The organism is Mesobacillus jeotgali, from assembly GCF_014856545.2.
Classification (GTDB): Bacteria; Bacillota; Bacilli; order Bacillales; family Cytobacillaceae; genus Mesobacillus.
This window is the reverse complement of record NZ_CP109811.1, coordinates 390,945-407,225: the sequence shown is the minus strand read 5'-3', so window position 1 is coordinate 407,225 and position 16,281 is coordinate 390,945. Positions and strand designations below refer to the sequence as shown.

14 protein-coding genes are annotated in these 16,281 nt (G+C 45.1%); all 14 read right to left on the bottom strand.

What is annotated here, in order from left to right; translation table 11 throughout:
* Window positions 1-35: 35 nt before the first annotated feature.
* A complete protein-coding gene (locus tag FOF60_RS02015; protein ID WP_192473355.1) occupies window positions 36-1,022 on the bottom strand; it encodes an EAL domain-containing protein in 987 nt (328 codons plus the stop codon).
* Window positions 1,023-1,528: 506 nt separating this feature from the next.
* A complete protein-coding gene (locus FOF60_RS02010; RefSeq protein WP_192473356.1) occupies window positions 1,529-2,638 on the bottom strand; it encodes a flavin monoamine oxidase family protein in 1,110 nt (369 codons plus the stop codon).
* A gap of 120 nt (window positions 2,639-2,758) precedes the next feature.
* Entirely contained in the window at window positions 2,759-3,319 is a 561-nt protein-coding gene (locus tag FOF60_RS02005; protein WP_192473357.1) for a sugar O-acetyltransferase, read from the bottom strand.
* Between the two features lie 231 nt (window positions 3,320-3,550).
* Window positions 3,551-4,048, bottom strand: coding sequence for a carbonic anhydrase (locus tag FOF60_RS02000; protein WP_192473358.1), 498 nt, complete (start codon window positions 4,046-4,048; stop codon window positions 3,551-3,553).
* 13 nt (window positions 4,049-4,061) lie between these two features.
* On the bottom strand, window positions 4,062-5,069 hold the full coding sequence (locus tag FOF60_RS01995) for a sodium-dependent bicarbonate transport family permease (protein WP_192473359.1): 1,008 nt from the start codon (window positions 5,067-5,069) through the stop codon (window positions 4,062-4,064).
* Window positions 5,070-5,328: 259 nt separating this feature from the next.
* On the bottom strand, window positions 5,329-5,694 hold the full coding sequence (locus FOF60_RS01990) for a Na-translocating system protein MpsC family protein (protein ID WP_192473360.1): 366 nt from the start codon (window positions 5,692-5,694) through the stop codon (window positions 5,329-5,331).
* Window positions 5,695-5,978: 284 nt separating this feature from the next.
* Entirely contained in the window at window positions 5,979-6,680 is a 702-nt protein-coding gene (locus FOF60_RS01985; protein WP_192473361.1) for a LutC/YkgG family protein, read from the bottom strand.
* Window positions 6,677-8,101 (bottom strand): LutB/LldF family L-lactate oxidation iron-sulfur protein, encoded by a 1,425-nt coding sequence (locus FOF60_RS01980; protein WP_192473362.1) that lies wholly within the window; start codon window positions 8,099-8,101, stop codon window positions 6,677-6,679. The genes FOF60_RS01985 and FOF60_RS01980 overlap by 4 nt, the downstream gene beginning before the upstream one ends.
* Window positions 8,102-8,119: 18 nt before the next feature.
* Complete coding sequence (locus FOF60_RS01975; RefSeq protein WP_192473363.1) at window positions 8,120-8,836, bottom strand: (Fe-S)-binding protein; 717 nt, start codon at window positions 8,834-8,836, stop codon at window positions 8,120-8,122.
* A 42-nt stretch (window positions 8,837-8,878) separates the two neighbouring features.
* On the bottom strand, window positions 8,879-9,586 hold the full coding sequence (locus tag FOF60_RS01970; RefSeq protein ID WP_192473364.1) for a FadR/GntR family transcriptional regulator: 708 nt from the start codon (window positions 9,584-9,586) through the stop codon (window positions 8,879-8,881).
* A 145-nt stretch (window positions 9,587-9,731) separates the two neighbouring features.
* Window positions 9,732-11,312 (bottom strand): L-lactate permease, encoded by a 1,581-nt coding sequence (locus FOF60_RS01965; protein WP_192473365.1) that lies wholly within the window; start codon window positions 11,310-11,312, stop codon window positions 9,732-9,734.
* Between the two features lie 324 nt (window positions 11,313-11,636).
* Window positions 11,637-13,856, bottom strand: coding sequence for a catalase/peroxidase HPI (gene katG, locus FOF60_RS01960; RefSeq protein ID WP_192473366.1), 2,220 nt, complete (start codon window positions 13,854-13,856; stop codon window positions 11,637-11,639).
* A 161-nt stretch (window positions 13,857-14,017) separates the two neighbouring features.
* On the bottom strand, window positions 14,018-14,344 hold the full coding sequence (locus tag FOF60_RS01955) for a hypothetical protein (protein ID WP_192473367.1): 327 nt from the start codon (window positions 14,342-14,344) through the stop codon (window positions 14,018-14,020).
* A gap of 457 nt (window positions 14,345-14,801) precedes the next feature.
* Complete coding sequence (sstT, locus tag FOF60_RS01950) at window positions 14,802-16,040, bottom strand: serine/threonine transporter SstT (protein WP_192473368.1); 1,239 nt, start codon at window positions 16,038-16,040, stop codon at window positions 14,802-14,804.
* Window positions 16,041-16,281: the final 241 nt, after the last annotated feature.

Here is a 16,281-nt window from a genome sequence, read left to right as displayed (position 1 = left end):
AAAAAGAAACCGAAGTAAACGGTTTCTTTTTTACTTTAAACTAATTGTTCAATCGGAGCCGGCTTCCCAAACAAGTACCCCTGAAACAGCTGATATCCATTCGCCTTTAGCCACTCAAAATCTTCCTCATCCTCAATTCCCTCTGCAAGCGGAACAGACCCCAGCTTCTTCGCTTCGGCTAAAAACGCGGAAGCAGTCTGCTGTTTTTGAGGATCGGCGGCAACTCCCTGGACATACTTCATATCCAATTTCATGTAATGCGGCTGCAAATCCGAAAGCAGCTCCAAGGTGCTATACCCTTCCCCAACGTCATCGAGCGCATAGCGAAACCCCTTTTCTTTGTAAAAAGAAAGAATTCTCTTCAGATGGTCCGTGTCCTCTACACTTTCTGTTTCGACCACCTCAAACACTAGCCTGCCGGAATCGACTCCCAACCGATCAGCAAGCATTGTTGTCGACTTCAAACAGAACTCCGGAGAATAGATGGACGTGGGAATGAAATTGATGAAGGCCTTCTTGTCAGTAAAAGAGGCTGCTCTGACAGCGGCCATTCTGCAAATCCGGTCAAGCGCATATAACCGGTCACGCTTCCTGGCAGCACCGAAGATTTCACCAGGATAAATCACCGATCCATCTTCACGGTAAAATCGGGCCAGCATCTCATGGGCATATATTTCTCCTTTAGTATCAACAATCGGCTGAGCATGGCAGGTAACCAGCTCTTTGCGGATCACCTCATCAATCCATTCACTCTCGAGAGTTTCCTTCGCCTCCTCAAGCGGACGCCAGCTGCCTTCATCCAGCCGAAAAAAGATTGCATTCGGCTCCATGTGATTATGGCAAAAATCAAGGAAATCTCTCATTCCCGGTTCTTTTACAAACAGTGAATCACCCTCCGCCCGGATTAATTTACCGTTCCGCTCCATATGACGAACCACTTCAGGATAGATAGCCAAATTCCGCTCTCCTTCGACCCTGACTTCAAACTGCAATTTCCCGACCACGCACGCATTACAACTCATTCATTACAGCTTCCTCTCAAGTTAGTTAGCTATTACTATATCATTAACAGGTAAAATGAACCATTTATAAAGTGGTTTTCTCTTAGAAGCGTAAAGACACTGTTTAACCCTTAAATGCACCCTTATGTACCTCAACCTCACCGCATAAGACCCCCTTTAGCACCTAAAGACACCCTTATGTACTCCAATCTCCCCACATAAGACTCCCTTTAGCACCTAAAGACACCCTTATGTACCTCAACCTCACCGCATAAGACCCCCTTTAGCACCTAAAGACACCCTTATGTACCTCAACCTCTCCACAAAAGACCCTCTTTAGCACCTAAAGACACCCTTATGTACTCCAATAGCTCCACATAAGACTCCCTTTAGCTTCTATATTCACCCCTGATTCATAACGAAATCGCCGCACAAGGGTATATTTATAAACACTTTAATTAACGGTCAAACTGGCGCCGTTTTTATCTATTTTCCAGAATGATACTGAGAGAAAAGCCGTAACTCTATCAATAATGTCCTTTAATAATTCCCATTACTTCAGAAGCAGCCACTTCCGCTGACCGGAGTGCGCCCTCAAGATGACCGCCATGCCCTGGTGCTGTTTCTGTACCCGCAAAAATAACCCTCTTTCCCCACGAACTCTTTCCTTCCGGCAGGCCATATTCCGGGAAGCTTTTTAGCGGCTGTGCATCTTCTTTCACAGCAGTATCAGGATCGATGGACCAGTCTTTGTAAAGCAGTTCAATTGGCATTCCAGCCGTCGGTCCAAAAAGCCTTGTCAATTGGTCGAGGACCAACTGGATAACTCTATCTTTCCCCAGTTCTACTCGCATTTTTGCCGGTAGCCCGAAAAATCCAAACAGTGCGCCAAAACCGTTATCAGGCGAAGCATCATGAATTTCCTGCAAAGGACCGGCCCAGCTGGTGACCTGGCCGGAAAGACCATCCTCCCTCCAGAATGGCCGCTCGTAAACCGCTACTAGCTTGGCCTGTCCCGCCATCCAAGTCGGCTTGTCTTTCAGACTGGCCATAAGTCCATCAGGAAGTGTTGGTGAAAAAGTAATCCTTTCCGCCACGATTCTAGGCGGCAATGCCAGGATGACAGCTTCTGCACGGATGATTTTCTTTTTTCCATCAATTTGCTCTGCTTCTATTATGGCTTCACCAGCTTCATCCATTTGGATTGCGTTCACCCGTGTATCCAGTTCAATTGTCTCCGGCGGAAGTGAGGATGCGATAGCATCGATAAGGGACTGGATCCCTCCTTCCAGCCGCATCGACCTTTCAACTGCGCCCTCTGGCAATACATGTCGCTGTACTGGACCAGTTTTCGATTGCTCGAAAAGCATGGCTCCTGCGGTATGCTGTTCAATGGTGGGCAATCCGAGTTCTTTCACCAACTTGGTGATAACAGGCTCGTGATTCGGCCAGAACCAGGTCGGGCCCAAATCGAATCGGCCAATCTCCGGCCTGGTTTTGGCTGCCATACTTAAAACCCTGCCCCCAATTCGGCTCCGCGCCTCCAGCACCTTGCATTTTATTCCTTTTGATAAAAGCAAATCGGCTGCACGAAGCCCAGAAAGCCCAGCCCCGACAATGACGACGGGTTCCTTCATAAACGTTTCCTCCAATCACAGTCCGAGTGTATTTATGTACAGGCATATATTCGTTCTTGCCGAATTTCAATCCGAAGGCAAGACGAGCCCTCCCAACCAACCACATCGGAATAGCGCTAATCATAGTTCAATCTGTTTAATCACTCTGGCCGGATTGCCGCCAACCACTGCATTGTCTGGCACATCCTTTATCACGACTGCTCCTGATGCAATCACGACATTGTTGCCCACCGTGACTCCCGGGTTTATGATGGCACTTCCTCCAATCCAGACATTATTTCCAAACGTGATCGGTTTTGCGTATTCCCGGCCTGAATTCCTTTCATCTGGATGCAGCGGATGAGTGGCGGTATAGATTTGGACGCCCGGAGCGAGCATACAATTGTCACCAAAGCGGACTTCACAAACATCAAGGATCGTACAGTCAAAATTGGCAAAGAAGTTCTCACCGACATGGGTGTTATAGCCATAGTCGAACCGTATAATCGGCTCCATTACGACGGTTTCACCTGTGGAACCGAGCAATTCTTTTAATAATTTCGTCCGCTTTTCGCCTTCCGTTTCTAGAGTTGAGTTATAGATTCTCACTTTTCGCCTGGCTTCCTCGCGCTCTTTAACCAATACTGGGTCTGCAGGGTTGTACATTTCCCCGGCGAGCATCTTTTCTTTTTCAGTTTTCATTTTAATGACCTGCTTTCTTATGTGTCCTGCTCCGGATTGGTCCTCGTTTTTTATAACTACATGATTACTTTTTTACTATAGGCGCTGCCATTCCATATCTTATCCATCTCGTTGACTACTCATTTCAGTACGACTTTTAATACATACTATACCTATTTCGGTTTCCGATTTGAAGGCTAAAGCCTCAAAAGGCGCACCTCGGCGAAGTGCGCTTTTCAAAAAAAATCCACGTTATTCTGAGACTGGGTAATATTCGCCGGTCGCTGAATTGGCAATATAAGCATGGACAGGTATAGACTTAGGAATTAAGGGGTGGCCTTCAATTAAATCTTTATTCTTCTTAAGGACATCCTCAACATTTTGTGATCCTATTAACCAATTGATTACATCATGATCGACTGCATCAATATAGTTGATTGTATTGATTATATCTGATGAAGTCCCAGCCTCCTTGATCTTCCGCAGCATTTCGTCCTTATTTGGTTTCACTTCTCGACTTCCTATTTCACCAATCAGATAGATTTCTTCTACATTTTCATTGTATATTGCCAGGATAATATTTCGGATCAAGCAGCCATAGGGCTGGGAAATTACTGCACCAAAACTGTTAAGGACCATCAAATCCTTTTTACTTTTATTCGTTATAGCTGGAAGCAAAGGATAAATACCCTGGTTAAAACCAGTGATAATCATCGTTTTTTTTGTCGCTGAAATTGTTAATGTTGACATGATTTTCTCTCCTTTATTGTATCCATTTAGCCATTTCATAATAGGCGGGTATTCCAAATATTAAGTTAAAGGGAAAAGTGACTCCCAAAGATAAACCCAGATATATAGATGGATTAGCTTCTGGAACAGAGGTTTTAAGAGCAGCGGGTGCAGCAATGTATGAAGCACTTCCGGCTAAAACTCCCATTAATGTGACTCCTCCTAAAGATAAGCCAACGAAGTGTCCTACCAGCACCCCCAAACTGCCAAATAACAGGGGAGTGAATAAGCCGAATATCAACAGTTTCAGGCCATGCTTTTTCACCTCTGGCAGGCGCTGTCCTGCAATCAACCCCATATTTAGAAGGAATAGAATCAATACACTGCTGTATAAATCTATGAATAATGGTTTAACCATCGGGACTGCATTTTCACCAAGTGCCCAGCCTATCAACAAGCTGCCAACAAGAAGCAGGATGCTTTTTCCAAAAATACTTTCCCTTAGCACTTCCTTATCTATTAAGTTTGCCGATGCAGGGATTATTCCTAGATTCCGGGTAGAATACATCGCTAAACCTTTTTTGTTCTCAGCTATTTTCAGCAGCAGTAAAGATACTAAAATGGCCGGGCTTTCCATTAGTACAACCAATGCATTCATAAACCCTTCATACGTTGTACCGCTCTTTTCAAGGAATACAATAGCCGCTCCATAGGTAACGATACTTATCGACCCATAGGTGGCGGCCAGCCCTATGGAATTTTCCAAATCCATTTTTATTACTCTCATGAAAAGCAGCGTAATAATAGGGATCATGATTCCTAAAAATAATGCCCCCATGATTGGTGCCAGTACAGATTCAATCGAGTAATGCGAAAGCTCTATTCCTCCTTTAATTCCAATCGCAATTAATAAGTAGATACTCAAACCTTCACTTAAACCATTTGGAAACTTTAAATCAGATTTAACGACGGCCGCAATAATCCCTAACACAAAAAACAACACAACAGGTGATAATAAATTTTGAAGTATTGTTTCGTTCATTCAACTTCCTCCCTTTTTATTTTTCTACATGGATGGTTTAGCATGGCTGCTGATTTACGAACAAGAATTTGCAGGACTTTTTTTCAGAGACTTCCGATCGGATTGCATTCATTCGTGAGCGAGCAGCAATGTTTGACGAAAAAAGCCCATAAAAAAACCGACAATTCCAGAATCAAGCGGCTAAACCACTGAATTGAATTGTCGGTTTATCTTCAACTGGCCTAATGGCTATTAAAGATCTCCCTTTATTGATTTTTTATCACATAATATTTTTCTCAAGATCGTGATGCAATTTAAATACCATTACCCGTTCTCCAGTACGAGAACTTATATCTGTATGAAAGCTTTTCACTTCTCCGCCGCTGATCGTAAAGATGATCTCCTTAAGAATCTCCAAGCCTGATTCTACTAACTCCGAACGTGTCTTTTTGATCGTAAGCATGCCATCTTTAGTTTCACACACGGAATATTCAGCCGGCGTCAACACACCCTGCAAGTTGACAATAACCATGTCCCTCAGTATGTCTGTCTTAACAGATACAGAGCCGCGGCCAAGATAATCCTTTTCCCATTGAGTAATTGCCTTGCTAATATCAGATTCAATGGAACCCTTCGACTTTTTCATATACTCTTCCCCCCTAAACAAAAAATCGATGCATCCCTTAAGTAACTCTCTAAAAAGGAATACATCGATTTACTTATTTTCAACTTTATTATTTTTAATAAAATGCTTTTTCATTCAGCCAAATAGATATTTAACCGGCATGCTAAAGCTTATATTTGTGTAAATAAAGTTAATCAAAATCTCTCGATTCGTTTATGAAATTAACGAAATGTTACCACATATCTCATAAAATATCAACAGGATTATAACAGAATAGAAGATGGCAACCTAATCTATGCCCTCTCCTAATCCACCACTATATAAGTAGCTTTCATGGGCCCATGAACGCCGACGATCAGGTTCATTTCAATGTCTGCGCTGTTGCTTGGGCCGGTGATGAAGCTGACGTAGGATGGGACGTCTTCGCCTCCGGCCTGGGCTTGATGGATATGTCTGGCTGCCTGGGTCATCCGGGGCACGAGGGTGCTTTTCGGGATGATGGCAATAAATGTCCGCGGCAGCAGGCTGATCGAACGGCCATTATCTTTCGTATTGAAGGATGTCACGGTGCCCGACTCGGCTAGCGTGATGTCACTGAACACAAGCCCAACATCGGCTCGTTCCGCGATTTTTTGATTTTCCTTGCCAAGAGTGGCATCCCACACATGAACATCCAACTGGTCGCCCTGCTCTTCAAAGAACTTCGTGACTCCATATTCCTGATGGCGTGCGTCTTTGGATGTGACGATCTTCTTCCCTTCATAGGCATGAAGCGTTTCGTTCAGCACCCTGGTCAGTCCGGCACGATCGGTCCGTTTAAAAGTAGTGTGGATGACCTTGCAATGCTTTTCAAGCACTTCGACCAACTCATCCTGGCTCATGCCTTTGAACACTTCATCCTGCGGAGTGACATTCCATTGCGGCCGCTCCACTCCTTCTGTCCGCCGCTCCCTTCCAAGCCTGGACGCCAGCTTATCTAAAAAGGCTTCTCGATTTTGGGTGCTCATTTGGATTCACCGTCTTTCTGTCTTTGCTTGAACCACGAACGGAACGATTGTCCTTGTGGCGCATAAAAATCTCGAACTTCGGTCCATGCCTTCAATGGTCCTGGTCCATTTTCAATCATTCCGTCTTTAGTCCATGGTCCGAGTGCCGGTTTGGCCATTTTTGCACTCATATTATAAATTGCCGGATTAGAACCCCATGCCGCAAAACCTTTCATCATCAACTTTTCAGCTGTTGGGGCCATATTTTTTTCCACAATGATCTGGCGATGGCGGATCAGATGCTCATGCAATGGAATTTTTACAGGGCAGGCTTCGGTACAGGCCGCGCACAAGGTGGATGCATACGGAAGCTCTTTATGATCGTCATAACCTTCTAGCAGCGGAGTGATGACCGCACCAATTGGACCTGGATAAATCGAGTTATACGCATGTCCTCCGATATGGCGATAAACAGGGCAGGCATTGATGCAGGCTGCACAGCGAATGCAATGCAAGGCTGACTGGAACTCAGTTCCGAGTATCTTAGAGCGGCCATTATCGACAACAACCAGGTGGAATTCCTCTGGACCATCAACCTCATCATCAAGACGTGCTCCAGTAAGAGCTGTAATGTAGCTTGTTAGCTTCTGGCCAACCGCTGCGCGCGTCAATAAGCTGACAAGGACCTCCATTTCCTCCCATGTCGGCACGATTCGCTCCATGCCCATTACCGTAATCACGGTATCCGGAAGAGCTGTCACCATTTCAGCGTTTCCCTCATTTGTGACAAGCGTGATCGACCCTGACTCCGCGATCGCAAAGTTGCAGCCTGTCACGCCGACATCTGCAGCTAAAAAGTCCTGACGCAGCTGTTCACGGGCAAAGGCGGCCAGTTCTTCGGGCGTATCTGAACCGGTATAGCCTTTTTTCTTCGCAAAAGTCTCGCGGATTTGCTGTTTATTTTTATGCAGCGCAGGGGTCACGATATGGGACGGCGGATCTTCGTCCAATTGCAGAATCCACTCGCCAAGATCGGATTCAACCACTTCAGCGCCGACTTCCTCAAGCGCCTTATTCAAGCCGATTTCCTCGGTGACCATCGATTTTGCCTTTACTACTTTTTTCGCTTGCTTCTTTAAAATAATGTCTTTAACGTACTGATTGGCTTCTTCCGCTGTCTCGGCAAAAAATACATGCCCGCCGCGTCTGGATACTTGCTCACTCAGCTGCTGCAGATAGTAATCCAGGTTTTCCAGCGTATGGGTGCGGATTTCCTCCCCCAAATTGCGCCAGTCCTCCCAGTTCCCAAGCTCCTCAGCCTGTGTGATCCGTCCAGTCCGGAATCTTCCCTGCGCGGAGGAAACAGCCTGCCGCATAAAATCATCTTTGATCCCTTTTTGGATTCGCTCTTTATAAGGAACCTTACCAATTTTGATGCTCATCTCTTTTCCCTCCGTTCCTTAGTGAGTATTTAAAATATCCGTGATGTGAATGATCTTTACTTTTTTGCCTTCACGCTCCAGGCGGCCGCCAATATTCATCAGGCATCCCATATCAGCGCCAACCAAATACTCCGCTTGCGTCTCTGATACATGGCGGGATTTTTCACTCACCATCTCCTGCGAAATCACAGAATTTTTAACGGCAAACGTTCCGCCAAAGCCGCAGCAATCCTCTTCCCATGGCAAGTCGACCAATTCAACACCCTTCACATTGCGCAGCAGGATTTTCGGCTGTTCTTTTACCCCAAGCAGGCGTTTCATATGGCAGGAGGAATGAAAGGTCACTCTTCCTTTAAAAGTCGAGCCCAAATCGGTAATGCCCATTACATCCACAAGGAACTCGGTAATTTCATAGCATTTGGCGGCAAAGACCTTCGCTTCTTCTTCCCACTCAGGGTCACCTTTAAAAATATGCGGATATTCCTTCAGCATACTCACGCAAGATCCTGATGGTCCAACGACATATTCTGAATGACGAAAAGCTTTCATCATTTGCCTCATCGCAGCTTTCGCCTCTTCCAAATACCCGCTGTTATAGGCAGGCTGCCCGCAGCATGTCTGTTCCATCGGATAATCGACTTCACATCCAACTCTCTCTAGAATCTCAAGCGTATTTTTCGCCACATCCGCAAAAAGAATATCGCTTAGACACGTACTAAATAAGGAAACTTTCATATTTGTCCACCTCTGGTAAAAGTCACCCGACTACTGCGCTAACTACTCAATGTACTTGAATAGCCGGTCCTGAACATTCTGTAAATGCTCAAGCATGGCCTGGCGCGCCTCGTCTGGCTGTCGATTTTTAATTGCTTCAAAAATCCGTCGATGCTCGGATTGCAAGTCATCAACAATGTTTTCGGAATACAGGAGCACCTTGCGGGTTTCCTGAATGGTTTGTGAATTCAGCGCCGAGACGCTGCTCATCAGATTGATCAACAACTTATTATGTGTTGCATTCGCGATCGCAACGTGGAAATCAAGGTCCGCTGTTGAAGCAAGATCCTCATTTCCATTGGCATGCTCCATAACGATCAAAGCCTTTTCCATCGCAATCAAGTCTTCCTCCTGGTGCACAGCTGCTGCATGAGCCGCCGTGCCGCTTTCCAGGATCTTTCGGACCTCATACAATTCCTTCACGTCTTCAAGCTTCATTAAGAATGCGCTGGTAACGGGCAATTGGAACTTCGATGGGTCGAAGGTATTCACGAATGTCCCTTCGCCCTGGCGCATAGTCACCAGTCCCATAGTCCTTAAACCACTTAATGCTTCCCGTATCGTTGAACTCCCCACGTCAAAGCTTTTCGCCAGCTTTTCAACAGAATCTAATTTATCACCGGGCTTTAACTCACCCGTTTTAATCAACTCAATTATTGAATCTGCAACTTGTTCATACACCTTTTTCACTTTCACTCGTTTATATGGCATGCCGTTCACTCCCATCTATTCCTTTATATTATACAGAGAATTTAGCTCTCCGAAAGATAGTGGGACCTTTTGGATATTTAAGACTGCTTTCGCATTAATTGTGGCTGCTAGTACACAGCAACAATGTTTAAGGAAAAAGCCTTACTTATAGAATATTTAAAAAGATAAATCCAGAAACTCCAGCAAGGATTCCATAAAGAATTGCAGGCGCAAGTGTTTTACGAATGATTTCGCCTTCTTTGCCGGAAACCCCAACAACCGCACTTGCGGCAACGACATTATGCACACAAATCATGTTTCCTGCAGCCGCTCCAATGAGCTGGACCGCCAGCACGATATTCGACTCAAGACCAACGGCATCCGCCACATTGAACTGGATCGGCGAAAACGTCAGCGTCGAAACCGTTGCACTTCCAGTAATGAAGGCTCCTAACTCACCGAGGAATGGAGCAACGAAAATCCAGATAGAACCAAGCGAGCCAGCAAAGGATTCCGCAATATACTGTGGCATACTGACTAGTTCATTGAGATTCAACCCTGAGTTAACGAATACTTGAACCATAGAAAGCGTCGCTATTAAGGCAATTGATGTCATTTTCATCGTGGATAACGATTCTTTCGATGCATTGGTAAAGGCCTGGTACGATTTTCGCTGGAATAAGAACGCTAAAACTGCTGCAGCAGTAAGGATAGTCCCAGGAGAATACAAGAATTCCCAGGCCGATGTCACGCCCTCAACTCCTAAAATATTGCTCCAGGTAAAGTCAATCGCTGTCCTTGTAAATTCTTTCAGCGCCGGAACAATTCGTGTGAGCAGCAATAACAGAACGACGACAACATATGGCGACCAGGCTGTCACAATGCCCATCTTTGACTTTTCAGTCGAAACAACAAAATCTTTCCGCATTGCAGCTTTCCATTCCGTCTTCGGAAGCAAGAATCCTTTCTTGGCAGTCACAGTCGCAACAGCCAGGGTGATGAGCGAAGCCAGGATCGAAACAAACTCATGCCCAAAAAGAGTGGCTACCAGTAACGCACTGCCTGTGTAGATAAAGCCAATCATCAGAGTCCATGGAAGCATCGGCAAGGCATCCCTGATACCGCTTCCAAAAAACACTGTTAAAACCACCATTAAAATGAACGGAATGAACGAACCTGCTAATAGATCAAGACTCGTCACGGTAACCGCAATGTCATGGAAAAAAGGTGTATCGGCACCCGGAATATTGCTCAATCCTACTGCCACTGGCGTCCCAACCGCTCCGAACATGACCGCGGTACTATCAGCAATCAAGGCAATCGTTGCAGCAGCAATCGGCTGGAACCCTAAAGCCAGCATTAACGGCCCGGTAACCATCGCAGGCGTTCCAAAACCTGCTGCTCCTTCAATTAGTGAACCAAATAAGAAGGCAACGATAATGACCTGCACTCGCATGTCACCAGAGATACTTTGAAATCCCTGGTTAATCCGTACAACCGCTCCTGTATTTCGAAGCGTGTTTAACAACACCAATGCACCAAATAAAATCCAAAGAATCGTCAGTGTTTTATGTATCCCTTGAAAAATCGATGCCAGTACCACTTGTCCTTCCATCCCCCAAGTAGTAAGCGCTAACAAAATGACGATCACTGCACTCAACGCCATCCCCTTCGCTGCCGGCATCCGCATGATCACAAGGAATAAAAACGGCGCGATAATCGCACTTAACGCAATCAGCAATAACATCTGTACCCTTCCCCCTAGTTGCTCTTATTGAGTTTTCATAGTTTCATAGTTTTGTTTGCAAACCATTATGTCATATGGTCATCAGATGACCTCATTATTTTTTCACACTTTTTAAAAGAATTCAATAAGAAAAATCACACCCACGGGATTGATTCTTTTTTTACAGAAGGATGGTTTAAGAAAGGGAAAGCAGCTAGTAAGGGGGATAAAAAGGCCTTAACCATCAACTGGACAAAACTTTTGCTGCACAATCCGTACACCGAAAGTGCCAGAAAAAATAAATAGCAGACCATTTTATTGATCTGCTATCTACCAAACTATTTATCAATGCTTCAGCACCAATTCCGAAGTGCTGCGAGCCTGTTCACTCAGGTCGAAACGGTCTGCATTCATGACCTTGACCCATGCCGAAATAAAGTCCCGCACAAATTTTTCTTTGTTATCGTCCTGCGCATACACTTCTGCAATCGCACGCAGCTGTGAGTTTGAACCGAAAACGAGGTCGACTCTGGTGGCTGTCCGAACAACATCACCTGTCTTGCGGTCACGTCCCTCATAGACAGCACTGTCAGCGGGCTTCCACTCAATCCCCATATCCAATAGATTCACAAAGAAATCATTCGTCAGTGTGCCGATGCGGTCAGTAAATACGCCGTGTTTTGTCCCGCCATGGTTCGTACCGAGGACACGCATTCCGCCAATCAATGCAGTCATTTCTGGTGCACTTAGGTTTAATAGCTGCGCCTTGTCCAGCAAAAGCTCTTCCGGACTCACACCATACTGTTTCTTCTGATAGTTGCGGAACCCGTCAGCATAAGGCTCCAGCACCGCAAAGCCTTCTGCATCTGTTTGCTCTTCAGACGCATCCCCGCGTCCAGGAGCAAAAGGAACGGTTACATCAAAGCCTGCGTTTCTGGCGGCTTTCTCGATCGCAGCACTGCCCCCCAGTACAATTAAGTCGGCAAGACTGACTTTCTGATCGAGCTGACTTTGAATGTCTTCGAGGACACCAAGCACCTTTGAAAGCTGCTCCGGCTCATTGACTTCCCAATCCTTTTGCGGAGCCAGACGAATGCGGGCACCATTCGCTCCACCGCGGAAATCAGAGCCGCGGAAAGTACTTGCTGACGCCCATGCAGTCGTAACCAACTCGCCGATTGTAAGCTCGGAGTCCAGAATCAATTCCTTGATCTTTTCCGCTTCTGCTTCCGTTAATTCATATTCCGCAGCTGGAACAGGATCCTGCCAGACAAAGTCTTCTTCCGGGACTTCCGGGCCTTTATATCTTGATTTAGGACCCATGTCACGATGCAATAATTTGAACCATGCTTTCGCAAATGCATCGGCAAACTCATCCGGATTCTGATGGAATCGGCGGGAGATTTTTTCGTATGCCGGATCATGGCGTAAAGCAATATCAGTTGTAAGCATCATGGTTGGAACTTTTACAGAGGAATCTTCTGCATCTGGTGCAAGGTCCTTCTCAGCTGGATCTACAGCCAGCCATTGATAGGCACCTGCCGGACTCTTCGTCAGCCACCATTCGTATCCAAACAATAAATCAAAGTAGCCATTATCCCACTGTGTCGGAGTTGCTGTCCATGCTCCTTCAAGGCCGCTTGTGATCGTATCACGTCCCTTGCCGCTGCCATATGCATTTTTCCAGCCTAAGCCCATTTCTTCAATCGGAGCCGCTTCAGGTTCAGGACCAACCTTGGCTGCGTCCCCTGCACCATGGGCTTTTCCAAAAGTATGGCCGCCAGCAATCAGAGCTACTGTTTCCTCATCATTCATTCCCATCCGCGCAAAGGTTTCGCGAATGTCCCGAGCCGCTGCGAGTGGATCCGGCTTGCCATTCGGGCCTTCAGGATTCACATAAATCAGACCCATTTGCACGGCAGCAAGCGGATTCTCCAGCTCACGGTCGCCAGTGTACCGTTTATCGCCAAGCCATTCTGACTCAACGCCCCAGTATGTGTCTTCTTCCGGATGCCAGATATCCGGCCTTCCTGCGCCAAAGCCGATCGTCTTGCCGCCCATTGACTCAATGGCCACATTGCCTGCCAGCAAAATCAAATCTGCCCAGGAAATCTTATTGCCATACTTCTGCTTAACCGGCCATAGCAGTCGGCGTGCCTTATCAAGGTTGCCGTTATCAGGCCAGCTATTAAGCGGTGCGAAGCGCTGCGAACCCGTTCCGCCGCCTCCCCTGCCGTCACCAATACGATAGGTGCCTGCAGAGTGCCAGGCCATCCGGATGAATAATGGCCCATAATGTCCATAGTCAGCCGGCCACCAGTCTTGGCTTGTTGTCATGAGATCATTCAGGTCCTGCTTAAGAGCATCATAGTCCAGCTTTTTAAACTCTTCATTATAATTAAAATCTTCTCCCATAGGATTGGATTTTCTGTCATGCTGATGGAGAATATTCAATTGTAACTGGTTTGGCCACCAGTCCCGATTCGTCGTCCCACTAGATTTATGACTAGTAGCACCCCCGTGCGTAAACGGGCATTTTCCAACCTTTGCAATATCCTTGTCCATTTTCTTTCCCCTTTCGTAAAAATAAAAATGATTAAACTATCAACATTAATACCTATGAAAGAGACAAGGAATTTAGTATCTATAATTGGAATCTTTTATGTTTGAAGGCAAAAGAGGATGGAATATTGGGGAACGTGAGGCTGGATTAGATGATGAACTGGCTAGCCAAAATACACTTCTACACTTTTTTCTTTCTGTGCCGTTTCCAAACAGCTTTGTATAAAGAGGAAGATTTGTTTTTGATCCCAGGATGTACAATCACTTTCCGAAGGTGAAGCAGTCTTAAAGAATTTTTTATAGCCCTTCATAGCCTTTTCCACTTGTTGCAGCGAAAAGACCGAACTCTTACCTGACCCACTGACTCCCGCATAGAACTGGTAGGCATCAAGGAAACGATACAGCAGGAGTGCATTATGATTCCCCATGCTAAAACGTGCATAAGCAATTTCTTCCCTTGCTTTATTCAATCCATATATGTCATGACCCATTAATTTTCCCTCCTTGAAATATAAAAATTGAAAACGCTTCAGACTTAAAAAAACAGGTTTTGGCAGTCTACATGGCAAACCACTCCCTTCGCGTTTGAAAAATATATTATAAAAATGGAATGACATTAAGAAAAGGTAAGGGATGTTAAAAACAGACAAGTTGAAGAATAGAAAAATTTAAGAGAGTTCATTGTGGACCTTACGAAGTCACTGATTATGAGGACAATATTTAGAAGATAAGGAGTGTGTACCTACGAAAAATAATACCATACTATGTATCAATTAAATTCTGTTTCCTTAGAACTTATCGACAATTTTGTGAACTCTATTAGTGGCCTGTTTTACTAATCAGGATTCATCATCAGCAGAACATCAAGGACCTCTGATTCTGCCTGTAAAAAATCAAGCAGGAACCTATACGATTCCTGCTTACTGGTACATTTAAATATCAGTCATATTATGACGCCTTTTTAATTTCAATCACTTTGCCTTCTTGACGCCATTTCTTGAATTCGACGGCTGCAGTGAACAGGACGTCTGTGGATGAATTAAGGGCTGTTTCAAAGGAATCTTGTAAAACACCAATGATGAATCCTACTGCGACCACTTGCATGGCGACATCATTCGGGATGCCGAACAAGCTGGATGCGAGCGGGATCAGCAGCAGGGAACCACCAGCTACACCTGAAGCGCCGGCCGCACTGACTGCAGCCAAAACACTTAGAATGACAGCAGTCTGGAAATCCACTGGAATGTCAAGCGTATGAACTGCAGCCAGTGTCATAACCGAGATGGTCACAGCTGCTCCAGCCATATTGATGGTCGCTCCTAATGGAATGGAAACAGAATAGGAGTCCTTATCCAGGCCTAATTCTTCACATATTTTAATATTCACTGGGATATTTGAAGCGGAACTGCGTGTAAAGAAGGCAGTAATGCCACTTTCTTTTAAACATTTAAATACAAGCGGATATGGATTTTGCCTGATTAATGTGAACACGATGAACGGATTGACTACCAGTCCTACAACAAGCATGCAGCCAATCAGTACAGCAAGCAATTTTCCATAGCCAAGCAAAGAACTTAATCCGTTTGTCGTAATAGATTCAAATACAAGACCCATGATTCCTAGCGGCGCAAATTTTATCACCCAGGCAACGATTTTGGACATAGCATCCGCTAAATTACCAATCACCGTTTTTGTTGAATCAGCTGCACTCTTTAGAGCAAAACCGATCAGGGTTGCCCAGGCCAAAATACCGATATAATTAGCATTTATAATAGCGTTAACCGGGTTGTCAACAATGTTGAGCAATAGGGTTTTGAGGACCTCCACCACACTTCCAGGAGGCGTCATGCCCTCGGCGCCAGCTGTAAGCTTCAAGCTCACCGGGAACATAAAACTAGCAATAACCGCAATAAGTCCGGCTGCAAATGTTCCTAAAAGATATAAAGAAATAATACTCTTCATGTTTGTTTTATGCCCGCGTTTGTGCTGGACAATCGCCGACATTACCAAAAATAATACTAGCACTGGAGCAACTGCTTTCAGGGCACCTACAAACAAAGACCCTAAAATAGCAACCGGCTTTGCAAGCTCCGGAATCGTTAATGCCAAGACCACACCAATGATCAAACCTGCGATAATTTGTTTTACCAGACTTACTTGATTCCACTTCCTCAGTAAATCTTTCATCGTCTTCTCCCCCTCATGCAATCTCTCTGCCATCCTACTTTTCAACATCGGTTTCAAGAGGCCAACAAAATTGAATAGTTAACTATTAGAATAAAGAATGAATAATAGTTGTCCTCCGCAGAAACACAACTGTCCTTGTTCAGTGTATTATAGACGTTAAAATGATATATTACAATATAAAACTTCTAACATATCAAAAGTCTTAACTATCTAAATACTCAGTTAATGATACATCATATTA